Annotated in this window: 24 protein-coding genes; 11 read left to right on the forward strand and 13 right to left on the reverse strand. The window is 72.1% G+C overall.

The genetic code is table 11. The annotated features are described in order from the left end of the window. The first annotated feature begins 266 nt into the window (after positions 1-266). The 4 genes from ACQKQD_RS14040 (at position 267) to ACQKQD_RS14055 (ending at position 6,429) form a co-directional block, all read left to right on the forward strand. On the forward strand, positions 267-1,445 hold the full coding sequence (locus ACQKQD_RS14040; protein ID WP_020092653.1) for a malate--CoA ligase subunit beta: 1,179 nt from the start codon (positions 267-269) through the stop codon (positions 1,443-1,445). Positions 1,446-1,461: 16 nt separating this feature from the next. Next, positions 1,462-2,352: a succinate--CoA ligase subunit alpha gene (sucD, locus tag ACQKQD_RS14045; RefSeq protein WP_010687110.1), complete on the forward strand. Its 891-nt coding sequence runs from the start codon at positions 1,462-1,464 to the stop codon at positions 2,350-2,352. A 167-nt stretch (positions 2,353-2,519) separates the two neighbouring features. Next, entirely contained in the window at positions 2,520-5,270 is a 2,751-nt protein-coding gene (locus ACQKQD_RS14050) for a phosphoenolpyruvate carboxylase (RefSeq protein ID WP_132367164.1), read from the forward strand. A gap of 187 nt (positions 5,271-5,457) precedes the next feature. Then, positions 5,458-6,429: an HpcH/HpaI aldolase/citrate lyase family protein gene (locus ACQKQD_RS14055; protein WP_012320599.1), complete on the forward strand. Its 972-nt coding sequence runs from the start codon at positions 5,458-5,460 to the stop codon at positions 6,427-6,429. 187 nt (positions 6,430-6,616) lie between these two features. On the opposite strand, the gene ACQKQD_RS14060 is transcribed toward ACQKQD_RS14055, so the two are convergent. From ACQKQD_RS14060 to ACQKQD_RS14075, 4 genes are all read right to left on the reverse strand, one after another. After that, positions 6,617-7,468 (reverse strand): glycosyltransferase family 2 protein, encoded by an 852-nt coding sequence (locus ACQKQD_RS14060; RefSeq protein ID WP_427508642.1) that lies wholly within the window; start codon positions 7,466-7,468, stop codon positions 6,617-6,619. After that, entirely contained in the window at positions 7,465-8,058 is a 594-nt protein-coding gene (locus ACQKQD_RS14065) for an SAM-dependent methyltransferase (RefSeq protein WP_091679610.1), read from the reverse strand. Before ACQKQD_RS14065 ends, ACQKQD_RS14060 begins: the two co-directional genes overlap by 4 nt. Further along, positions 8,055-8,792: a PIG-L deacetylase family protein gene (locus tag ACQKQD_RS14070; RefSeq protein ID WP_427508643.1), complete on the reverse strand. Its 738-nt coding sequence runs from the start codon at positions 8,790-8,792 to the stop codon at positions 8,055-8,057. Before ACQKQD_RS14070 ends, ACQKQD_RS14065 begins: the two co-directional genes overlap by 4 nt. 192 nt (positions 8,793-8,984) lie before the next feature. Next, positions 8,985-9,308 carry an XRE family transcriptional regulator gene (locus tag ACQKQD_RS14075; RefSeq protein ID WP_020092648.1) on the reverse strand — a complete coding sequence of 108 codons (324 nt, stop codon included), beginning with the start codon at positions 9,306-9,308 and terminating at the stop codon, positions 8,985-8,987. Between the two features lie 222 nt (positions 9,309-9,530). On the opposite strand from ACQKQD_RS14075, the gene ACQKQD_RS14080 reads away from it, so the two are divergent. Both ACQKQD_RS14080 and ACQKQD_RS14085 read left to right on the forward strand, forming a co-directional pair. Further along, positions 9,531-10,046, forward strand: a complete 516-nt coding sequence (locus ACQKQD_RS14080) for an META domain-containing protein (RefSeq protein WP_056525903.1) — start codon at positions 9,531-9,533, stop codon at positions 10,044-10,046. Between the two features lie 94 nt (positions 10,047-10,140). Continuing rightward, a complete protein-coding gene (locus ACQKQD_RS14085; protein ID WP_170862923.1) occupies positions 10,141-10,305 on the forward strand; it encodes a hypothetical protein in 165 nt (54 codons plus the stop codon). Between the two features lie 28 nt (positions 10,306-10,333). Here the strand turns inward: ACQKQD_RS14085 and ACQKQD_RS14090 are convergent, their stop codons facing one another. Next, positions 10,334-10,549, reverse strand: a complete 216-nt coding sequence (locus ACQKQD_RS14090; protein WP_020092645.1) for a hypothetical protein — start codon at positions 10,547-10,549, stop codon at positions 10,334-10,336. Between the two features lie 108 nt (positions 10,550-10,657). Next, the gene (locus ACQKQD_RS14095) at positions 10,658-10,936 is read right to left on the reverse strand and encodes a hypothetical protein (protein WP_020092644.1); all 279 of its coding nucleotides are present in this window, start codon (positions 10,934-10,936) and stop codon (positions 10,658-10,660) included. 158 nt (positions 10,937-11,094) lie between these two features. On the opposite strand from ACQKQD_RS14095, the gene ACQKQD_RS14100 reads away from it, so the two are divergent. Next, positions 11,095-11,628 (forward strand): gamma carbonic anhydrase family protein, encoded by a 534-nt coding sequence (locus ACQKQD_RS14100; RefSeq protein ID WP_020092643.1) that lies wholly within the window; start codon positions 11,095-11,097, stop codon positions 11,626-11,628. Positions 11,629-11,668: 40 nt separating this feature from the next. Here ACQKQD_RS14100 and ppa read toward each other — a convergent pair whose 3' ends face one another. After that, the gene (gene ppa, locus ACQKQD_RS14105) at positions 11,669-12,202 is read right to left on the reverse strand and encodes an inorganic diphosphatase (protein ID WP_020092642.1); all 534 of its coding nucleotides are present in this window, start codon (positions 12,200-12,202) and stop codon (positions 11,669-11,671) included. 111 nt (positions 12,203-12,313) lie between these two features. Next, on the reverse strand, positions 12,314-12,820 hold the full coding sequence (locus tag ACQKQD_RS14110; protein ID WP_056525909.1) for a GNAT family N-acetyltransferase: 507 nt from the start codon (positions 12,818-12,820) through the stop codon (positions 12,314-12,316). Between the two features lie 217 nt (positions 12,821-13,037). On the opposite strand from ACQKQD_RS14110, the gene ACQKQD_RS14115 reads away from it, so the two are divergent. After that, the gene (locus tag ACQKQD_RS14115; RefSeq protein WP_020092640.1) at positions 13,038-13,763 is read left to right on the forward strand and encodes a tyrosine-protein phosphatase; all 726 of its coding nucleotides are present in this window, start codon (positions 13,038-13,040) and stop codon (positions 13,761-13,763) included. 3 nt (positions 13,764-13,766) lie between these two features. Here the strand turns inward: ACQKQD_RS14115 and ACQKQD_RS14120 are convergent, their stop codons facing one another. Continuing rightward, complete coding sequence (locus tag ACQKQD_RS14120; protein ID WP_091976771.1) at positions 13,767-14,624, reverse strand: prephenate dehydratase; 858 nt, start codon at positions 14,622-14,624, stop codon at positions 13,767-13,769. A gap of 23 nt (positions 14,625-14,647) precedes the next feature. Then, positions 14,648-15,391, reverse strand: coding sequence for a 3-deoxy-manno-octulosonate cytidylyltransferase (locus ACQKQD_RS14125; RefSeq protein WP_020092638.1), 744 nt, complete (start codon positions 15,389-15,391; stop codon positions 14,648-14,650). 323 nt (positions 15,392-15,714) lie between these two features. On the opposite strand from ACQKQD_RS14125, the gene ACQKQD_RS14130 reads away from it, so the two are divergent. Both ACQKQD_RS14130 and ACQKQD_RS14135 read left to right on the forward strand, forming a co-directional pair. After that, positions 15,715-16,686: a c-type cytochrome gene (locus ACQKQD_RS14130; RefSeq protein ID WP_427508644.1), complete on the forward strand. Its 972-nt coding sequence runs from the start codon at positions 15,715-15,717 to the stop codon at positions 16,684-16,686. A 158-nt stretch (positions 16,687-16,844) separates the two neighbouring features. Beyond that, complete coding sequence (locus ACQKQD_RS14135) at positions 16,845-18,005, forward strand: multidrug effflux MFS transporter (protein WP_427508728.1); 1,161 nt, start codon at positions 16,845-16,847, stop codon at positions 18,003-18,005. A 269-nt stretch (positions 18,006-18,274) separates the two neighbouring features. Here ACQKQD_RS14135 and ACQKQD_RS14140 read toward each other — a convergent pair whose 3' ends face one another. Then, entirely contained in the window at positions 18,275-18,778 is a 504-nt protein-coding gene (locus ACQKQD_RS14140) for a GNAT family N-acetyltransferase (RefSeq protein WP_427508645.1), read from the reverse strand. Between the two features lie 64 nt (positions 18,779-18,842). Further along, the gene (locus ACQKQD_RS14145; RefSeq protein WP_427508646.1) at positions 18,843-20,039 is read right to left on the reverse strand and encodes an MFS transporter; all 1,197 of its coding nucleotides are present in this window, start codon (positions 20,037-20,039) and stop codon (positions 18,843-18,845) included. An 80-nt stretch (positions 20,040-20,119) separates the two neighbouring features. Between ACQKQD_RS14145 and ACQKQD_RS14150 the strand changes: the two genes are divergently transcribed. Beyond that, the gene (locus tag ACQKQD_RS14150) at positions 20,120-20,917 is read left to right on the forward strand and encodes a helix-turn-helix domain-containing protein (RefSeq protein WP_427508647.1); all 798 of its coding nucleotides are present in this window, start codon (positions 20,120-20,122) and stop codon (positions 20,915-20,917) included. 7 nt (positions 20,918-20,924) lie between these two features. On the opposite strand, the gene hmpA is transcribed toward ACQKQD_RS14150, so the two are convergent. Beyond that, the gene (hmpA, locus tag ACQKQD_RS14155) at positions 20,925-22,166 is read right to left on the reverse strand and encodes an NO-inducible flavohemoprotein (protein ID WP_427508648.1); all 1,242 of its coding nucleotides are present in this window, start codon (positions 22,164-22,166) and stop codon (positions 20,925-20,927) included. Between the last annotated feature and the right edge of the window lies 1 nt (position 22,167).

The following is a 22,167-nucleotide window of genomic DNA, read 5'->3' on the forward strand; positions in this document are numbered from 1 at the left end:
GCTGCGCTCGCGATGACGGACAGCGCGTCCTGAACGAAGCGTTCCGGCGTACTTTGTAGCGATTCAACAGTCGAGGCCGGGTGCATCGTGCTCCCGGCCTCGCTGTTTTCCTGTATGCTGCATCGCAATATGAAATACGATCTGTGTTGCGACCGCGAAAAAGTCGCGGTCAATCAGGAGCTTAAAAAATTTGACGGGCGTAATCTTTCGACTCAACTAAAGTAGAGAGCGTCAACGGCGGCAACGAACCGCGGAGGAGGCGCCGAATGGACGTCCACGAGTATCAGGCCAAGGAGCTGCTCGCGAGCTTCGGCGTGGCCGTCCCGAAAGGCGCGATCGCCTTCAGCCCGGACCAGGCGGTCTACGCGGCCACCGAGCTCGGCGGCTCGTTCTGGGCCGTGAAGGCGCAGATCCACGCCGGCGCCCGCGGCAAGGCCGGCGGGATCAAGCTGTGCCGGACCTACAACGAGGTCCGCGACGCCGCGAAGGATCTCCTCGGCAAGCGCCTCGTCACGCACCAGACCGGCCCCGAGGGCAAGCCGGTGCAGCGGGTCTACGTCGAGACCGCCGACCCGTTCGAGCGCGAGCTCTACCTCGGCTACGTGCTGGACCGGAAGGCCGAGCGCGTGCGGGTCATCGCCAGCCAGCGCGGCGGCATGGACATCGAGGAGATCGCCGCCAAGGAGCCCGACTCGCTCATCCAGGTGGTGGTCGAGCCGGCGGTCGGCCTGCAGCAGTTCCAGGCGCGGGAGATTGCCTTCCAGCTCGGGCTCAACATCAAGCAGGTCTCGGCCGCGGTGAAGACGATCATGAACGCCTACCGGGCGTTCCGCGACTGCGACGGCACCATGCTGGAGATCAACCCGCTCGTCGTCACCAAGGACGACCGGGTGCTGGCGCTCGACGCCAAGATGAGCTTCGACGACAACGCGATGTTCCGCCGGCCGGGCATCGCCGACATGCACGACCCGTCCCAGGGCGATCCCCGCGAGGCGCAGGCCGCCGAGCACAACCTCAGCTACATCGGCCTCGAGGGCGAGATCGGCTGCATCGTCAACGGCGCGGGCCTCGCCATGGCCACCATGGACATGATCAAGCACGCAGGCGGCGAGCCGGCGAACTTCCTCGATGTCGGCGGCGGCGCGTCCCCTGAGCGGGTGGCCACGGCCTTCCGGCTGGTCCTGTCGGACCGCAACGTGAAGGCGATCCTCGTCAACATCTTCGCCGGCATCAACCGCTGCGACTGGGTCGCCGAGGGCGTCGTCCAGGCCGCCCGCGAGGTGAAGATCGACGTGCCGCTGGTGGTCCGGCTCGCCGGCACGAACGTCGAGGCCGGCAAGAAGATCCTGGCCGAGAGCGGCCTCGATCTCATCACCGCCGACACGCTGGCTGAGGCGGCCAAGAAGGCGGTCGACGCCTGCTCCGCCGCCAAGACGCAGCACTGAGAGGGGAGACCGCGCCATGAGCATCCTCATCGACGAGACCACCCCGATCATCGTCCAGGGCATCACGGGCGACAAGGGCACCTTCCACGCCAAGGAGATGCTGGATTACGGCACGAACGTCGTCGGCGGCGTCACCCCGGGCAAGGGCGGGCGCACCCATCTCGGCCTGCCGGTGTTCAACACCGTCAAGGAGGCGGTGGCGGCGACCGGCGCCACCACGTCGATCACCTTCGTGGCGCCCCCCTTCGCGGCGGACGCCATCATGGAGGCGGCCGATGCCGGCCTGCGGCTGGTCTGCTCGATCACCGACGGCATCCCGGCCCAGGACATGATGCGGGTGAAGCGCTACCTGTACCGCTACCCCAAAGAGAAGCGGACCATGGTGGTCGGCCCGAACTGCGCCGGCATCATCTCGCCCGGCAAGGCGATGCTCGGCATCATGCCCGGCCACATCTACCTTCCGGGCAATGTCGGGGTGATCTCCCGCTCCGGGACGCTGGGCTACGAGGCCGCCTCGCAACTCAAGGAACTCGGGCTCGGGATCTCGACCTCGGTGGGCATCGGCGGCGACCCGATCAACGGCTCGTCCTTCCTCGACCACCTCGCCCTGTTCGAGACCGACCCGGACACCGACGCGGTCCTGATGATCGGCGAGATCGGCGGCCCGCAGGAGGCCGAGGCCTCGGCCTGGATCCGCGAGAACATGTCGAAGCCGGTGATCGGCTTCGTGGCCGGGCTGACCGCCCCGAAGGGTCGCCGCATGGGCCATGCCGGCGCGATCATCTCGGCGGCCGGCGACAGCGCCGCCGAGAAGGCCGAGATCATGCGCTCCTACGGGCTGACGGTGGCGCCGGATCCGGGATCCTTCGGGCAGACGGTGGCCGACGTGCTGGCTCGGGCCGCGTAGCGCGGCCGGCCCGCCTTACGTCCCGGAACGCGGCGCGGGTCCTCTCTCCCGAGCGGGAGAGGGCGCGCGTCGCGCTGGGCACCGGCCGATGCGCGCCTCCCTCCCGGAGGTGGCGGCGCATCGCGCTGAACATCCTCGAGAAAGACCGTGCGCCACGAGGTGGCTCCATGACCCGCACCCTTCACGCAACCCCCGGTCTCGTCGATGCCACGGCCTTCGCGCCGCCGGTGATCGTCGGCACGTCGTCGGAGCAGGCGCTGGACATCCTGTTCCAGGCGCTGCTCGACGTCGCCCGCCGGCACGACCCCGACCTCGAGGCGGTCCTACACGGGACGGCCGACATCTCGCGCTTCTCGCCGCAGATGCTGGCGCGCGCGCTGCAGGTGCAGGGCATCTGGTTCCAGCTGATCTCAATCGCCGAGCAGAACGCCGCGATGCGCCGACGCCGGCACGTGGAGCGCACGGAGGGGCGGGCCGCGCTCGGCGGCTCCTTCGCCAAGGTTTTTTCCGACGCGCGCAAACAGGGGGTGCCCCCTGAAAAAATCCAGGCGCTGCTGAGCGACCTGCGCATCCGCCCGACGCTCACCGCCCACCCGACCGAGGGCAAGCGGGTCACGGTGCTGGAGAAGTTCCGGCGGATCTACCTCGTCCTGCGCGAGCTGGAGATGCCGCGCTGGACCGACCGTGAGCGCAACGGGCTCATGAACGAGCTGCGCGACCAGATCGAGCTGGTCTGGATGACGGGCGAGCTGCACCTGGAGAAGGCGACCGTCGAGCGGGAGGTGGCCTGGGGGCTGCACTTCTTCGACGAGACCCTGTTCGAGATGCTGCCCGAGACCCTTGAGACCCTCCACGAGGCGCTGGCCGAGACCTATCCGGGCACGGAGTTCAGGGTGCCGCCGTTCTTCCAGTTCGGCTCCTGGATCGGCGGCGACCGGGACGGCAACCCCTACGTCACGGCGGCCGTCACCCGGCAGACCCTGCACCGCAACGCGCTCGCCTCGCTCACGCGCTACCGCGACGGCGTCCGCGAGCTGGGGCGGACCCTCTCGCTCACCGAGCGCTCGCTGCCGCTGCCCGAGAGCTTCCGCGCGGAGCTCGACCGGAATCTCGCCGAGAGCGGCCAGGCCCGCGCCATCACCCGGCGCAATCCGGGCGAGCCCTATCGCCAGTACCTCTCCTGCGTCCTGCGCAAGATCGAGGCGACGATCGCCCGCAACGAGGGCGAGCACCCGTCCGGCCCCGACTACGCGAGCGCGGACGGGCTGATCGAGGACCTGCGCACCCTGGAGCGCGGCCTGACCGAGGCCAAGTGCGGGGCACTGGCGCGGGATCTCGTGCGTCCGGTCCGGCGCATGGTCGAGATCTTCCGCTTCTCGACGGTCCGCCTCGACCTGCGCGAGAACACGACCCGGACCACCGACACGCTCCACGCCCTCTGGCGCCAGCGCCACGGCGACGGCGAGCCGCCGGCCCTCGGCTCGGCCGCGTGGCGCCAGTGGCTCGACGCGGAACTCGCCCGGCCGCGCGATCCCGAGCGGTCCTTCGAGGACCTGCCCGACGCCGCCCGTGAGACGCTGGCCACCTTCGCCCTCGTCGCCGAGATGCGCGAGGCCCTCGACCGCGAGGCGTTCGGTGCCTTCGTGCTGTCGATGACCCGCTCGGTGGAGGACGTGCTCGGCGCCTACCTGCTGGCCAAGGAAGCGGGGGTGTTCCTCGACGCCGCCGGGACGGAGATCTGCCCGCTGCCGATCGTGCCCCTGTTCGAGACCATCGACGACCTGCGCGCCGCCCCGGCGATCATGCGGGCGCTGCTCAACGTGCCGGTTGTCCGCCGCTCCACCCGCTGGCAGGGCGGCGTGCAGGAGGTGATGATCGGCTACTCCGACTCCAACAAGGACGGCGGCTTCGTCGCCGCCAACTGGGAACTCTACAAGGCGCAGAGCAAGCTGACCCGGCTCGGCGAGGAGCTCGGCGTCGGGATCGCCTTCTTCCACGGGCGCGGCGGCTCGGTGAGCCGCGGCGGCGTGCCGACCCAGAAGGGCATCATGGCCCAGCCGCCGGGCTCGATCCGCGGCCGGTTCCGGACCACCGAGCAGGGCGAGGTCGTCTCGTTCAAGTACGCCAACCGCGGCACGGCCGCCTACCAGATGGAGCTGCTGGCGGCCTCGGTGTTCGAGCACGCGCTCGCCGGCGACGGCGAGCGGGCGGGCCCCGGCCACGACGACGCCCTCGAGGCGCTCGCCGGGGCCTCGCGGGCGGCCTACGTCCAGCTGCTCCAGACCGACGGCCTGGTCGATTATTTCCAGGCGGCGAGCCCGCTGGACGAGATCTCCCTTCTCAACATCGGCTCGCGTCCGGCCCGCCGCTTCGGCGCGCGCTCGCTCTCGGACCTCCGCGCGATCCCCTGGGTGTTCGCGTGGTCGCAGAACCGGCACGTGATCACCGGCTGGTACGGCGTCGGCTCGGGGCTGGCGAGCTTCATCGACGTGCGCGGCCGCGACGGTGAGGCGACCCTCAAGCGGCTGTTCAACGAGTCCCGCATCCTCCGCCTCGTCCTCGACGAGGTCGAGAAGACGCTGATGATGGTCGATCTCGACATCGCCCGCGCCTACGCGGGCCTCGTCCAGGACGCGGGCGTCCGGGACCGGATCTTCTCGATGATCGAGGCCGAGTACGCGCTCACCCGCGAGATGGTGCTGCGGGTGAGCGGCGGCACGGAGCTGGCCGAGCGCTTCCCCCTGTTCCGGGACCGCCTGAAGGGCCGGCTCCCGACGATCAACCAGGTCAGCCGCGAGCAGGTCGAGCTGCTCGCCCGCTACCGCGCGGAGACCGACGAGGACCGGCGCGAGGCGGTGAAGTCGGCCCTGCTCCTGTCCATCAACTGCATCGCGGTCGGCTTCGGGGCGACCGGATAGGGGAGGGTCCAGCGGGCTCCCTCTCCCGCGCGGGAGACGGGACCCGTGCCTCGATCCCGTACCGGGGACCCGGTCCATTCGTGCAGCCGCGCCCTGTCAGCGATCCACGCGCGCGCCATTTGCCGCCGATGAACGGGACCGCATCCCGCAACGGCACCAGAACCGTCACCAGGAGAGAGAACCCAAGATGAGCTTCACCCTGATCCAGCAGGCCAAGCCGCGCCTGCACCGCTCCGAACTCGCCGTGCCCGGCTCCAACCCGACCTTCATGGAGAAGTCGGCCTCCTCGGCGGCGGACGTGATCTTCCTCGATCTCGAGGACGCGGTCGCCCCGGACGACAAGGAGAAGGCCCGCACCAACATCATCCAGGCGCTGAACGACCTGGATTGGGGCAACAAGACCATGATGATCCGCATCAACGGTCTCGACACCCACTACATGTACCGCGACGTGGTCGACATCGTCGAAGCCTGCCCGCGGCTCGACATGGTGCTGATCCCCAAGGTCGGCGTGCCGGCCGACGTCTACGCCATCGACGTGCTGGTCACCCAGATCGAGCAGGCCAAGAAGCGCGAGAAGCAGATCGGCTTCGAGGTGCTGATCGAGACGGCCCTCGGCATGGCCAACGTCGAGGCGATCGCCCAGTCGTCGAAGCGGCTGGAGGCGATGTCCTTCGGCGTCGCCGACTACGCCGCCTCGACCCGCGCCCGATCCACCGTCATCGGCGGCGTGAACCCCGACTTCTCGGTGCTGACCGACAAGGACGAGTCCGGCAGCCGCCAGACCCACTGGCAGGACCCGTGGCTGTTCGCCCAGAACCGCATGCTGGTCGCCTGCCGCGCCTACGGACTGCGCCCGATCGACGGACCGTTCGGCGACTTCTCGGATCCGGACGGCTACCGCTCGGCGGCCCGCCGCTGCGCCGCCCTCGGCTTCGAGGGCAAGTGGGCGATCCACCCGAGCCAGATCGAGCTCGCCAACGAGGTGTTCACCCCCTCCGAGGCCGAGGTCACCAAGGCCCGGCGCATCCTCGAGGCCATGGAAGAGGCCGCCAAGGCCGGCCGCGGCGCCGTGTCCCTGGACGGCCGCCTCATCGACATCGCCTCGATCCGCATGGCCGAGGCGCTGATCGAGAAGGCGAACGCCATGAAGGGCTGAAGACCGCTCCGACGCGGGCGGATCCCGGCCCCCTGGCCGGGATCCGCCCTCCGCACTGCGAGGAACGTCTCGTCCTTGCGAGCGCAGCGAAGCAATCCAGGGTCGCGGCTACGGCGACATGCGTGTCGCTGCCGGGTTGCCTCGCTGCGCTCGCGAGGACGGCGACGCCGCGTGGCCCGAAGTCCCGTCAGAACGGCCGATCGTCGGGCAACCGCACCGCTTCCATCTCGTCCGGCGTCGGGTCCCGGTGAACCACGATCCCGGTGGAGCGGTCCGCCGCGATCAACCCGAGCCGGGCGAACCCGTCGAGCCAGCCGTCCATCGGCCAGATCCCGTGCCGGTCGTGGAAGCGCGCCGCGTTGGCGACGATGTCGCGGAAATGCTGCAGCGGCGGGTCGTAGCCCGGATGATGCTGGTGGTAGGCCCGGGGGCCGCCGAGGAACAGGATCGGCACGCCGGCCCGCTCGGCCCGGAAGGCGAGGTCGGTGTCCTCCGCGCCGTAGCCCGAGAAGGTCTCGTCGAAGCCGCCGAGGCGGTCATAGGTCGCGGCCCGCACCGCGAAGGCGAGGGACCAGAACAGGCCGGGCTGCGGCGCCGGCGCCACCGTGCCGGCGGGCGGGAAGACCCGCACCGGGTGCGGCGCGCCGAGACGCGCCAGATCCGTCTCGCGCCACCCGTCCGCGACCGCGCCGGCCGGCAGGTAGCCGATCTCGCAGCAGATCAGGCCGTCCCGCTCGGCCACCGCCCGCGACAGGCCCGCGACGAGCCCCGCCGAGGGGATGCAGTCCACGTCGAGGAAGATCAGCGTGTCGGCACCGGCGGCCCGGCGCCCGGCATTGCGCGCCGCGGCGAGCGGCAGGCCGGCATGCGGGAACGGCACGCGATCCACCGGGAAGGGCAGGGCCGGGCAGGGCGCCGCGTCGTCGCCGATCTCGACGACGACGCAGCGGTCGGGCGGGTCGCCGCGGCCGAGGCCTTCGAGCAGACGGGTCAGGTGCGCGCGCCGGCCCTTGTTGAGGGTGATGACCGCGACGCTCACGGCGCGGTTCCGGCGCGCAGGACGTCGATGCGGTACTTGTCCGTCCGCGCCTGACTCAGGACCTGTGCGAAGGGTGCCGACAGCCGGATGAAGCCCTCGGCGGCGCCGTCGCCCGAGAGCGGGTAGTCGGTCTCGCCCAGCCAGTGCACCAGCACGATGTCGCCGCCGGGCGCGATCGTCGCGCCGGCCCGGCGCACGAGCGCGGCGAAATCCTCCGGGGCCAGGAAGTACAGGAACTCGGAGAGGACGATCAGGTCGAACCGCTCCTCGGGCCAGTCCGCCGGCATCGTGCCCTGCCGGATCTCGACGTGGGGGCGATCCGCGCAGCGCGCCCGGGCGTCCTCCAGGGCGGCCGGAACCAGATCCGTGGCGAGCAGACGCTCGCAGCGCTCGGACAGGGCGTGGGTGAAGACGCCGATGGAGCAGGCCGGCTCGAACGCGGCCCGGTAGCGCGCCTGCGGCAGGGCCGCCAGCGTCGCCGCGTACTTGTCGCGCTCGTAGGACGACGAGGTGAAGCGCCAGGGATCCGGGTCGCTGGCGTACATGCCGAGGAAGTAGTCTTCCGGCAGGGTCTGCGTCCGGCGGCTCATGCGGGGACCGCGACGAAGCGCTCAAAGGGGCCGCAGAGCCGGTCGATCATGGCGGGCTCGAGCCGGAAGCCCTGGGGATCGTCCGCGATCAGGTCGGTGGTCTGCGATTCGTGGGCGGCGACGGCGCGCGCCTTGGTCTCGCGATAGGCGGAGACGTCGAGGCGCAGGCCGGCGGGGCTCGGCCCGACCTCGGTCTCGGGCGGCAGGGTCCAGCCCCAGACGGGGTACTCGTAGACGCGGACCCCCGGCATCTGCGGCCGCGCGAGGGCGACGATCGCCGCGGCCGCCTTGTGGTCGCAGTGGGGATCGTGGCGCCACGTGACGAAGACCGCGCCGGCCCCGATCGCCGCGGCCGCGCGGGCGACCGCGGACGCGGCGGCCTCGGCCCCGGGGCCGTCGCTCGGGACGTGCGCGTCCGGGAGGCGCAGGAAGGTGACGGCCTCGGGCCCGAGGCCGAGGACCGCCACGGCCCGCCGGGTCTCCGCCTCGCGCAGGGCGCGCAGTTTCTCGGGCGGGTAGAGACGGGAATGCGTGTGCGACCCGCAGCCGTCGCTGACCACGACGAGATGCACGGGCCGTCCCGACGCCCGGGCGGCGGCGATCAGCCCGCCGCATCCGAGGCTCTCGTCGTCGGGATGGGGCGCGACCACCACGAGCCCCCGGCTCCCCAGGAGGGCGTCGAGGCTCGCCACGGGCAGCGCGTCGGCGGCGGCGAGGAAGGCGTCGGCGCGCATCAGCGGCCTCCGATCCGGTCGGAGGCCGACAAGACGAAGGCCAAGAGGAAGCGCCGGTCGCACCGCGACGGGCTGCTGACGGGATCGATCACGGGACGCTCCACGGACGGTGCGCGGGTTGTGGCGTCCCGGGTTGTCAGGCGCGGCGCATGAACGCGCCATGAGCGGCGCGTTCGGGCCGGCCGGCGGGTGTCAGCGATCGTTCTCGGTGGTGAGCGCGTCGGCGCGGGTGCCCTCGTCGACGCCCCGGCCCGCCGCGAGGTGGACGCCGGGCGTCGGCGCATCGCGGAAGACCGCACCGGCGGCGCTGAGGGCGCTGCGCAGGGCCTCGACCTGGCCACTGGGCGCGTCGCTGTAGCCGCCCTCGAAATCCCGCACGAATCGCTCGTCCAGGCCGACCTTGCCGGCGAGATCGGCCTCCGACCAGCCGAGCAGCCCGCGAGCCGCCCGCGACTGCGCCGGGGTCATGGCGAGCGCCCGGGTCCCGCTCTGCGCGCCCTCGTCCGATCCTGCCAAGGTGATCCTCCTGCTTCGCACTGATCAACAACGATCGCGGTCCCGGATCGTTTCCGGGCGGTCTTCGGCCGAGCGCGACCATAATTGTGCTGAAATCCTGTCGCATCCGGCAAGGCGCAAGGATTCGGAGCGGCCCACGCGAGGGGCCGGACCGCGCGGCCCGCGCGGCGCTTCCGGACCGGGATGACCTGCGCGCGGCGCGCGCGACATGGGGACTGGACGATGAGAGGGGTGCTGATCGCGAGCTTGGCCTGTGCCGTGCTGGCCATGGACCTGACCGCGGCGACGCAGGCGCAGGCGCAGATGGGCGGCTCGCCCACGGGCTTCGGCCGGGGCAACCGCCGGCCGGGCGGCGAGGAGGAGAAGAAGCCCCAGTACGTGCCGGGGACCAAGGCCAGCGAGAAGATGTTCCCGCTGGACTCGACCTGGACCGCCGTGAGCCTGAACGGCAAGCCGTTCACGGGCGGCGACCGGCCGAGCTTCATCATCGACAAGCAGTACCGCGCCCGCGGCTACGGCGGCTGCAACACCTTCGCGGCGACCGCCTTCCCGCTCAAGGAGCAGCACATCGCCGTCGGCCCGCTCGCGCTCACCAAGAAGAGCTGCGACAAGGGCCTCGCGGCCGCCGAGCAGGCGTTCTTCATCGCCCTGCGCACCTCGGCGGCGTGGGACATGGTCGGCTCGCAGCTCGTTCTGAAGAGCCCGAACGGCGAGCTGAAGTTCGACCGGGCCCTTTAAGGGCCGGTTCACCACGCCGAACGACGACGGCAGCCGATTCAGACGCTCTTGAGGGACGTCGGCGCTCACTCCTCTGGTATCGAGGAGTGCGCGGATGCCAGTCGGGATCGGGATCGGACGCGGGGATCCCCTGCGTCCCGCGGTGACGCGGACCGCGCGCTTCTCGGGACCCGAGGGCTTCCATCCGGGCGCCCTCTGGCTCGCCGCGGCGGCGCCGCTCCTGGCGACCCTCCTCCTCCTCGTCCGGCTCGCGGCCTGAGGGAAGCCTGCGCCGACCGGTCCTAGCCTCAGCGGGTGCCGGTCGCGTCCGGCGCCCGCGAGGTCTCGGAGGCGCGGTGCGTCTCGGGCGAGGCCTCCGAGCGCAGCATCACGGGCGGGAACAGGGCCGCCAGACCCGCGGCCACGCCGTACAGGACGGGATCGGCGTTCGCTCCCGCTTCGGGCGGACGGAGATCGCTGGTCAGCTTCGTGCGCCGGCGGGCATCGCGCGCGTTCGCGAGCATCTGTCCGCGTCTCCGTTGTTAGCGTGTTCGAAACGGTCAATGCCGCGTTCCGCGTTTCGTTGCCGCGGACGTCCGATATTTCTCCCGGCCATCGACCGCGGCCGATTCTCAGCCGCGGCGCCGGAGTATCGGCACGGACCGACCGTCCGGCAGCGGGCAGGCGGCCGGGACGACCTCGACGATCGACGCGCTCGGACAGCGCGCCCGGCAGCCCTCGGCCGCCGCGATCTGATCGCCGCCGCAGGCGTCGGCGAAGCAGAAGGTCCCGAGATCCTCGCACGTCGCCCGGAACCGGCCCAGCGCCGCCGGCCCCCGCAGGTCCGCGGCCCCGGCCCCCTGCGTCAGCAGGAGAAGCGTCAGACCGATCAGGGCCGGGAGGCGTGCCATCTCTGTCTCCGATCCGGGTCGCGACCGCTTGCGGAGCCAGCCTAGCATTGGCAGCCTGGACGCGCCGTACCATTCCCGCGACACGTGCCGCGCGTCATCTGTCGCGATCCCGGCCGCGCCGCGCGGCCGATACCACCGCTCTTCCGTGAAAGGCCGCCATGCCGCTCTACGCCCTCGACGAGCACGTCCCCGACCTCGCCGACCCGGCCCGGGTCTGGATCGCGCCCGACGCGCAGGTGATCGGCCGGGTGCATCTCGGCCTCGATGTCGGCATCTGGTTCGGCGCGGCCCTGCGCGGCGACAACGAGCCGATCCGCATCGGCGACCGCACCAACGTCCAGGAAGGCGTGATCATGCACGTCGATCCCGGCTTCCCCCTCGTGATCGGGACCGACGTCACGATCGGGCACGGCGCGATCGTGCACGGCTGCACCATCGGGGACGGCAGCCTCGTCGGCATGGGTGCGACGGTTCTGAACGGGGCCCGGATCGGCCGCGGCTGCCTCGTCGGTGCCAACGCGCTGGTCACCGAGGGCAAGGAGTTCCCGGATCACAGCCTGATCGTCGGGGCGCCGGCCAAGGCCGTGCGCACCCTCGACGAGGCCGCGATCGAGGGTCTGCGGCAGGCCGCCCTGCGCTACGTGGAGAATGCCCGGCGCTACCGGGCCGGGCTGCGCCGCATCGACGGCTGACGGGTACGGGCCGCTCCCCGGAGGAGCGGCCGGAACACCCTTACTTCTTGGCCTTGCCGCGCTCGATCGCTTCCTCGATCAGCCGGTGGGCCTCCTCCTTGTCGCCCCAGCGGACGAACTTGACCCACTTGCCGGGCTCCAGATCCTTGTAGTGCTCGAAGAAGTGCTGGATCTGCTGGATCGTGATGTCGGGCAGGTCGGTGTAGTTCTCGACCCGGTCGTAGCGCTTGGTCAGGTGGCGCGAGGGCACCGCGATGATCTTCTCGTCCTCGCCGCCCTCGTCCTGCATCACCATCACGCCCACGGGACGCGCGCTGATGATCGCGCCCGGCAGCACCGCGCGGGTGTTGGCCACCAGCACGTCGCAGGGGTCGCCGTCGCCCGACAGGGTGTGGGGGATGAAGCCGTAATTGCCCGGGTAGAACATCGGCGTGTACAGGAACCGGTCGACGACCAGCGCGCCGGATTCCTTGTCCATCTCGTACTTGATCGGCTCGCCGCCGAGCGGCACCTCGACGATCACGTTGACGTCGTGCGGCGGCTTCTTGCCGAGCGGGATGGCGTCGATCTTCATGGCCTGTCGCTTCCGGAATGCGGTCTCGTCCGCTTCCCGGATCTCTTAGAGGCGCCGCCTGGCAAAGCAAATCAGTCGATGGTACGGCCCGGCAACGAGCGCTGGAAAACGTTAGCCGAAGAGAAACCCGACCTTCGGGAGCGGGAGGCCCGCCACGCGGTCCAGCACCCGCGGGCCGGCGACGCCGCCGAGCCCTTCGTAGAAGGCGCTGGCGCGGGCGTTGTCCTCCAGGCTCCAAACGCCGAGCCGCGCGAGGCCGTGATCCGCGAGGTCGTTGCGCACCGCCCGGAACAGGCGCCGGCCCAGGCCGACGCCCTGGTACTCCGGCAGCAGGTAGAGTTCGTCGATCTCCGCCTCGGTGCCGAGCGACCGGCTGCGCGTCCGCCCGTAGGCCGCGTAGCCGACGACGAGCTCGCCCGTCTCGACCACCGCGATCGGCCGGCCGCGGCGCAGGGCGCCCCGCCACCAAGCCCGATCCCGGGTCGAGATCAGCCGCTCCAGGGCGACGCCCGGGATGATGCCGCGATAGGCCTCGCGCCACGACGCGTCGAACACCTTGGACAAGCCGCCGAGGTCGGCCTCGCGGGCCCGGCGGATGCTCGTGGTGCGCGTGCTCATGGGCCTCGGGCCTCCCATCGTCCGACCGGCGGATAACTCGCGCGGTCCGCGCAGGTTCGATGCCGATCCGGGCGGAGTGAAGGCAAGAACGGCGCCGGATCGCGTCGGTGTGTGGTCGACCGCGTGCCGGTCTGGTGCCGGGCCGCCGCGGGGCCGCGAATTGCCGGGCCGGCAGGTGGCTGGTAGAGCCCGGGCTCGTTCCCTCGGCAGCCCGGCCTTGTTCAACCGCTTCCTCAAGCCCGAGACGCGCTACGCGCGCCGCATGGCCCGGATCGCCCGCTTCGAGCGGCCGATCGCCGGCCCCGGCGACCGGCTGATGGCCTGGGCCAGCATGCTGCTGATGGACCACGGCGTGTTCCGCCTCGCCTACCTCAACCGGCACCGGGTCGGCACCGGCGCCGTCTGGCGCTCGGCCCAGCCTGGTCCCCACCAGCTCGCCCGCTTCCGGGCCGAGGGCGTGCGGACGATCATCTCCCTTCGCGGCGGGCGCGAGCACGGGTCCTGGCCGCTGCAGCGCGAGGCCTGCGAGCGCCACGGCCTCAAGCTCGTCGAGTTCGTGCTCCGCTCGCGGGAGGCGCCGGACCGCGCCACCATCCTCGGCGCCAAGGCGTTCTTCGCCGGCATCGAGTACCCGGCCGTGATGCACTGCAAGTCCGGCGCCGACCGGGCCGGCCTCGCCTCGGCCCTGTACCTGATCCTGCACGAGGGCCGCCCGGTGGCCGAGGCCGCCCGGCAGCTCTCCGCCCGCTACGGCCATCTCCGCTTCGCCAAGACCGGGATCCTCGACGCGTTCTTCGCCCGCTACCGCGTCGAGGGCGAGGCGCAGGGCCTCGACTTCCTGACCTGGGTCGAGACCGTCTACGATCCCGAGGCGCTCAAGCGGGATTTCCGGCCGGGCTTCTGGTCGGATCTGGCCGCCGACCGCATCCTGCGGCGGGAGTGAGGATCACTCCGCGGGCGGCCGCGCCGCCTCGCGGAACGGGTGGGCCGGGTAGGTCCCGATCACCCGCAGCTCGCGCGAGAAGAAGCCGAGCTCGTCCAGCGCGCGGCGGAGGCCCGTATCCTCCGGATGGCCGTCGACCTCGGCGTAGAACTGCGTGGCGGTGAACTCGCCGTCGACCATGTAGCTCTCGAGCTTCGACATGTTGACGCCGTTGGTCGCGAAGCCGCCGAGCGCCTTGTAGAGGGCGGCCGGGATGTTGCGGACGCGGAACACGAAGCTCGTCACGCAGGGCTCGGCGCCCTGGGCGACCGGCTCGGGCTCGGGGGAGAACACCACGAACCGGGTGGTGTTGTGCGCCTCGTCCTCGACGTCGCGCTCGAGGATGTCCAGGCCGTAGACCTCGGCGGCGAGAGCGGGCGCCAGGGCCGCCCGGCTCGGGTCGCCGATCTCGGCGATCTCGCGGGCCGCCCCGGCGGTGTCGCCGGCGACCACGGCCTTCAGGCCCAGCCGGCGGATGATGCGGCGGCACTGGCCCAGCGCGTGGACGTGGCTGTGGACGCTCTTCAGCGCCTCGAGCTTCGTGCCCGGCAGGACCATCAGCTGGAAGTGGATCGGCAGGAAGTGCTCGGCCACGATGTGCAGCGGCGAGATCGGGATCAGGTGGTGGATGTCGGCGACGCGGCCCGCGATCGAGTTCTCGATCGGGATCATCGCCCGCTGCGCGCGCCCCTCCGTCACCGCCGCGAAGGCGTCCTCGAAGGTCGGGCAGGGCAGCGGCGTCCAGTCCGGATAGGCCTCCGCGCAGATGATGTGCGAGTTGGCCCCGGGCTCACCCTGGTAGGCAATGGTGCGGTCGGTCATGGCGGCGCGGATTCGTTCGTCGGTCAGTTCAGGCGCCGGCCCTGCAGCAGGGCGCGGGCCCGTTCCAGGTCGGCGGGGGTGTCGACGCCGAGCGGCAGGTCGTCGACGATGGCGGCATCGATGCGCATGCCGGCCTCGAGGGCCCGCAGCTGCTCCAACTTCTCCCGCACCTCCAGCTCGCCGGGCGGCAGGGCCACGAACCGGCTGAGCGCCGTGCGCCGGTAGGCGTACAGGCCGATATGGTGCCAGAGGGGCCCGTCGCCCCAGGGCGCGCGGGCGCGGGTGAAGTAGAGGGCGCGCAGGCGCCCGGGACCGACCGCGTGGCCGACGAGCTTGACCACGTTGGGGTTGTCGGCCTCGTGCGGATCGGTGATCGGCGCGCAGAGGGTGACGATGTCGACGGTGCGGTCGGCGAGCGGCGCGACGGAGGCGCCGATGATCGCCGGGTCGATGGTCGGCAGGTCGCCCTGCACGTTGACGACCACGTCGTGGCGGCCCTCCGGATCGACGATCTCCAGGGCCTCGGCGAGGCGATCGGAGCCCGACGGGTGGTCGGCCCGGGTCATTACCGCGAGGCCGCCCGCGGCCTCGACCGTGCGGGCGATCTCCGCCGTGTCGGTGGCGACCACCACCGGGCCGATCCCGGCCTCGACGGCCCGGCGCCAGACATGGACGATCATGGCCTCGCCGGCGATGTCGGCCAGCGGCTTGTTCGGCAGGCGGGTCGCGGCGAGGCGCGCCGGGATCAGGACCAGGGGATCGGACATCGAGATTCGGATCCGGATGCGCGGATCGAGCGGCCGCGAGGGGAGGCGGCCGGCTGCTTAACAGGCCGGCCCCCGGTTGTCGTCCCCCGGGAACGGGCCTGCGGAAACGGGCCGGGCCGCGGTGGAGAAAAGGTGCCACCCGGTGACAAGCTGGACAATTCGGTGGAACAATCCTGCGCCGGAGCGACGCGGAACGCCCCTGCGGCATTGTCAGGAGCGGCCCGGAACCGCTAAGGCAACCTCGAAATCTTCCAATGTCCGGTGTCCGAGCCCGCTCGCCCGTGTCAGGCGCGCGTTCGGCACGGCCGAGTTGCGAGAAGAGCATGAACTCGTTCGAGGTGAACAAGGTCCTGGGTGCGGTCCTCGGCGCCCTTCTGTTCGCGGCCGGATCGGGTTTCGTCGCCGAATTGATCTACCACCCGAAGCCGGCGGGCAATGCCGGCTACGACCTGCCCGAGCCGCAGCCCGAGGCCGCCTCCGCGGCGCCCGAGGCCAAGGTCGAGCCGATCGCCGTCCGCCTCGCGAGCGCCAATGCCGAGAAGGGCGAGGCCGGCACCAAGGCCTGTCACGCCTGCCACAGCTTCGAGAAGGGCGGCCCGAACAAGGTCGGCCCCGACCTGTACGGCATCGTCGAGCGGCCGAAGGGCGCGCATGCGGGCTTCGACTACTCGGCGGCCATGAAGGAGAAGGGCGGCACCTGGACCTACGCCGACCTCGACGAGTTCCTGACGAACCCGAAGGCCTACGTGAAGGGCACCAAGATGGCCTACGCGGGCATCGCGGCGCCGCAGGAGCGGGCCAACGTCATCGCCTACCTGCGGACGCTCGCCGAATCGCCGAAGCCGCTGCCGGCCGTCGAGAAGACCGACGCCGCGCCGGCGACCGCGCCCGCCGCGGCCAAGCCCGAGGACAAGCCCGCCGCCGACAAGCCGTCCGCCGACAAGCCCGCCGCCAACAAGGCGTCCGAGGGTAAGGACAGCCCGGCCAAGCCCGCCGATACCGACACCGCCAAGCCGGTCGAGGCGAAGTCGCCCGGCAGCCCGCGGACGACCGGCGAGTCGAGCGACCGCAACGCGCCGGCTCCCCCGGCCAGCGCCCACGACAGCGACCAGCAGGGCCAGCCCTCGAGCCTGATCCCCGCCGAGCCGACCGCGCCGACGGCGCCGGCCGCCAAGGAGCCGGCCGCGAAGGCCAATCCCGAGGCGGTCGAGCGGGCGAAGGACCTGGAGGTCGGCGGCCCGACCAAGGATCTGAACGCGCCGCTGCCGACCCCGCAGCCGCTGCCGAAGGAGTAGGCGGCCCCGCCGGGTGGGGGGACGGTCCCGCCACCCGCGTGTCTGGCGCGTTCCGCCGGCATGGCTCCGGGCGTGGCCCTTGCTCTAAGGCGGCCGCGCCCCGGCATCCTGCCGGAACGAGAACCGCGTAGGACCCCTTGGCTGATCGAAGTCCCGCCGTGCCGGAGCGCCGGGCCCCCCTGCCGCTCCTCGTCGCTGTGACCATGACCGGTACGGTGGCGCTGCACATCTTCGTGCCGGCGCTGGCGGCGGCGGCCGTCGACCTCGGCACCAACGCCGCCGGCGCCCAGCTGACGATCACCGTCTACCTGATCGGGCTCGCGGGCGGTCAGCTCCTCTACGGTCCGCTCTCGGACCGGTACGGGCGGCGCCCGATCCTGATCGGCGGGCTCGGCCTCTACCTCGCCGGGCTGCTGCTCGCGATCCCCGCACCGAATATCGGCGTCCTGCTCGTCGCCCGCGTCCTGCAGTCGCTCGGCGCCTGCGGCTCGCTGGTGATCGGCCGGGCGATGGTCCGCGACGTCTCGACCCGGGAGGACGCCGCCCGGAAGCTCGCGATCCTCACCACCGCGATGACGCTCACGCCCGCGCTGGCCCCGGCGGTCGGCGGCGTGGTTAACGAGGCCTTCGGCTGGCGCGCGGTGTTCGTGGTGCTGGCCGGCCTCGTCGCGGTGCTGGGCGCGCTCGTGGTGTTCACCCTGCCCGAGACCAACCGCCACAAGGTGGCGCTGCCTGGCCTCGTCGCGGTGCTGGCCGGCTACCTGCGGCTGGTGCGGGTGCCGGTGTTCCGCGCCTACCTGGTGGCGGGGGCCTGCGGCGGCACCAGCCTCTACGCGTTCCTGGCGGTGGCGCCGTTCCTCCTCGTGGACCGGCTCGGGCGCTCGTCGCAGGAGGTGGGCTTCGACTGCCTGATCGTCGTCTTCGGCATGGTCGGCGGCGCCGTCCTGGCGAGCCGGCTCGCCGCCCGGGTGCCGATCCGCAAGGCGGCGCGGAGCGGCAATCTGCTCTGCATCGTGGCGGCGCTGTCCCTGCTGATCGTGGACCGCACCGGCATGCTCGGCGTGGTCAGCCTGATCGTGCCGCTCTTCGCCTACGCGGTGGGCGTCGGCCTGCTCAGCCCCAACGCGGTCGCGGGGCTGATGAACGTCGACCCGCACGCGGCCGGGTCGGCCTCCAGCCTCTACGGCTTCACCCAGATGACGTTCGGGGCACTGTTCACGGCCGCGGCCTCGGCGTGGCCCGCGACCTCCGCGACGCCGGTGGCGCTGGCGCTGCTCGCCGCCGGGCTGATCGCCGCGCTGGCGCTCCGGCGGGCCTGAACGGGGTTACGAACGGTCGAGCGCCGGCCCCGGCGGCGCTCGCTGCTCGGCGGAGCCGTCGGCCCCCTCCGTCATCGCGAGCGCAGCGAAGCGACCCAGGTCCAGCGTGCCCTCCGTAAGTGTGGCGCTACTGGATTGCTTCGCTCCGCTCGCAATGACGGCGGCTGCGCGTGGGTTGAGCTGAGCCATTCAAGCGCATGCAGAAGACCAGCCCGGTGCGGACCGGAATCACCGTCTGAGGGCTGAGGAACGTCCTTCGGGACCCCGCTTCAGGTCCTGATCGCCTCGATCGGGCCCGTCACGCCCGCACGGAACTCCTCGGCCAGTTCCAGCCACAGAAGGCGCGCCGGGTCGACCGGCCCCGGCAGGGTGAGGCGCCCGGGCGGAACCGGCGTGAAGCCGAAGCGGGCGTAGTAGGGCGCGTCGCCGACGAGGATCACCAGACCCTCGCCCGCCCGCCGGGCCCCCTCGATCGCCGCGCGGGTCAGGGTGCCGCCGATGCCGCGGCCCTCGAAGCTCGGATCGACCGCCAGGGGGCCGAGCATCACGAAGGGCGTCGCCCCGGTCCGCACCGGCCCCATCCGGACCGAGCCGACGAGGAAGCTGCCGACCGAGGCGGTGATGCCGAGGTCGATCCGCTCGGCCGCACCCTCGCGGAGGCGGTAGGCGGTGCGGGCGAAGCGGCCGGGGCCGAAGGCCCGGGCGTGGAGGCGCTCGATGGCGGGGGCATCCTCCGGCCGCTCCGGCCGGATGACGAGGGACAGATCGGTCACGGGGTACTCGCGGGTCGGACGGGCGCCGCGTAGCAGCGCCGGGCCGGACCCGCAAACCGTCGCGCTACTCGGCGGCGGCCAGCGCGGGCCGCTCGCCGCCCTGCGTCAGCCTCAGGAAGCCCAGGGCCGCGAGCCAGATCACCGCGCCGCAGGCGGAGGCGGCGCCGAGGACCAGCGCGAAGCCGCCGCGGTCGTGCAGCAGGGCGATCGCCGGCACCACGAAGCCGCTCGCCGTGAAGCCGACGAAGTAGCGCACGCTGTAGGCGCGGGCCCGGTAGGCGGGCGGCACGTAGCGGGCGATCATCGCGTCGTTGATCACCACCTGCCCGTAGATCGCCGTCATGGCGAGGACGAGCCCGGCGAGCAGCGGCAGGCCGGTGGAGACGGCCGCGATCCCGAGCCCGAGCGGCTGCAGCACCGACAGGGCCACGAACAGGGAGGGCAGGCTGTAGCGGTCGATCAGCCGGCCCATGGCGAGCTGCATCAGGGCGCCGAACAGGAAGACGCCGGTGGCGATCGAGCCGGTCAGCGCCAGCGGCAGCGCCTGCCCGACGCCCTCGTCGATCACCTTGGGCAGGCTGATCGTCGTCAGGTTGAAGGTCAGGCCGCCCGCGAAGATCGACAGGGCGAACATCGCCATGAGGGCCCAGGGCCGGGTCACCGGGATCACGGCGGCGCCGCCGGCCTTCCTCCCCGCGGCGTCGCCGTCGCCCGGGACCAGGGCCACGAAGGCGGCCCCGCAGGCGAGGCAGACGAGGCCGGGAACGATGAAGGCCGCGCGCCAGCTGACCGTGGCAGCGAGCAGCGCGGTCAGGCCGGAGGCCGAGGCCGCGCCGAGATTGCCCCAGACGCCGTTGATGCCGAGATCGTGCCCGAGCCGGCGCGCATGGGTCACCAGCATGGCCGAGCCGACCGGGTGGTAGATCGCCGAGGCGAGCCCGAGGACGCAGAGCCAGAGGGCGAAGCCCAGCGGCGTCGAGGCGCTCGCCACGCCCAGGCAGGACAGGCCGTAGCCGAAGAAGAACACCGCCAGCATGTTGCGCCGCCCGAACCGGTCGGCGAGCGAGCCCATCGGCAGCGAGCACAGGCCGAAGGCCACGAAGGCGCCGGTGGCGAGCCCGATCAGCTCGCCATAGCCGAGCCCGGTCTGGGCCGCGATCGCGATCACCGCGGTCGGGTAGATCAGCAGGATGAAGTGGTCGAGGGCGTGCGCGACGTTGACGAAGCGCAGGGTGCGGCGGGACAGCGTGTCCGAATCCATCGCGGCGTATCCTCCGGGACGGCACCCTGATAGCCTGACCCGATGGCGGTGTTGGGCCGGATATGTACGCGAACGGGCCAATGTTGACGGAGGCGCGCGGCGCCGCGGGGCGGTCGACCGAGGCGGCCGACTATCAGGACGTGCCCCGCCCGGTCGCGGTGATGCCCAAGACCTACGCGGCCGGGATGCACCTCGCCCGGCACTTCCATCCCCGCGCGCAGCTGCTCTACGCCACGTCCGGGCTGATGATGGCGTTCGCGGAGGACGGCACCTGGGTGGTTCCCGAGGGGCACGCCCTCTGGATCCCGCCGCTTCTGCCGCACGCGGTCGCGACCCACGGCGCGGTCGCGATGTGCTCGGCCTATCTCGATCCGGCCGCGGTCCGGTCCTTCCCGGCGAGCTGCCGGGTGATCGCGGTGTCGCGGCTCCTCGCCGCCGCGCTCACCGCGCTGGCGGAGGAGCCGGTGCTCTACGCAGAGGCGGGTCGCGGCGGCCACCTCGCCGCCCTGGTGCTCGACGAGATCGGCCGGGCCCCCGCGACGCCGCTCGCGCTGCCGCTCCCCCGCGACGCGCGCCTGCGCCGCGTCTGCCTCGCGCTGATCGAGGATCCGGCCTCGGAGGCCGATCTCGACGCCTGGGCCGACCGTGCAGGCGCGAGTCGGCGCACGCTCACGCGCGGGTTCCGCGCGGAGACCGGTCTCAGCTTCGGCGACTGGCGGGCGAGAGCCCGCGTGATCCGGGCGCTGGCGCTGGCGGCCGAGGGGCGGCCGCCGCGGGCGGTCGCGGCGGCGGTTGGCTATCGGAGCGCGCAGGCGCTGCGGACCACCGTGGCGCGGGTGCTCGGCCCGGAGCGCCCGCTCGGCGGCGGGTCGGCGTGAGCGCCGCCTAGGCTGCCTGCCGGGGCTCCTCGAAGAGCTCGTCGGCCGGGCCGAAGAACTCGAACTTCACCCGCTCGGCCGGGACGCCGCGGCGCAGCAGGCCGGTGGCGAGATCCCGCAGGAACGGCTTGGGACCGCACAGGTAGTAGGTCGCGCGGTCGTGCGGTGTGTGTTCCGCGAGCCAGTCCGCCGTGATCAGGCCCTGGACGTCGTAGTGCTCACCCGGCCGGTCCGCGGCTTCGGGCTCCGCGTAGAACGTCACGAGCTTCGTGCCGCGGGCCCGCGCCGCGAGCGCCCGGGCGTGGTCGCGCAGGGCGTGGACGCGGCCGAAAAGGGCGCCGTGGACGTACCAGGTCGGCCGGTCCGGGCTGTCCGCCGCGATGGTCTCGAGCATGCTGATCATCGGGGTCAGCCCGACGCCGCCGCTGACCAGCACCACGGGCGCATCGCTCTCGGCGTCGAGGCTGAAGTCGCCCGCCGGTGCGGCGACCTTCAGCACGGTGCCGGGCCGCGCGTGGTCGTGCAGCCAGTTCGAGGCGATCCCGGCCGGACGGCCCGGCGCCGCCTCGCGCTTGACGGTGATGCGGTAGGCCCGGTCGCTCGGCGCGCAGGACACCGAGTAGTTCCGCTTCAACACGCCGCGGCCCGGCAGGTCCAGGAGGAAGCCGAGATACTGGCCCGGCCGATGCCGCAGCACCGGGCCACCGTCGGCCGGCACGAGGACGAAGGAGCGGATCGTCTCGCTCTCCTGGGACACGCTGTCGACCACGAAGTCGCGCCAGCCGTTCCAGCCGCCCGGCTTGGAGGCGTGGTCGCGGTAGATCGCGGCCTCCCGGCCGATCAGCAGTTCCGCCAGAAACCAGTAGGCCTCCCCCCAGGCCGTGGCGATCTCCAGCGTGGCGGCCTCGCCGAGGACATCCCCGATCGCGCCGAGGAGGGCGTCGGCCACGTGCGGGTAGTGCTCCGGCAGGATGTTCAGGGCGACGTGCTTCTGCGCGATGCGCTCGACCGCGCCCGCCAGGACGCCGAGATTGTCGATGTTGCGGGCGTAGGCGAGCACGGCCTGGGCCAGGGCCTTCGGCTGAGAGCCGGTCTCGCCGTGATGGGACTGGTTGAAGAGGTCGCGGATCTCGGCGTTCTCGAAGAGGCGCTCGTACATGCGCTTCGTGATGGTGAGGCCGTGGGCCTCCAGGGCCGGCACGGTGGCCTTGATGAGAGCGACGGTGGCGGGGGAGAGGGGCGCGGGCATG

Origin of the sequence: Methylobacterium sp. NPDC080182 (assembly GCF_050281105.1) — a bacterium.
Classification (GTDB): domain Bacteria; phylum Pseudomonadota; class Alphaproteobacteria; order Rhizobiales; family Beijerinckiaceae; genus Methylobacterium.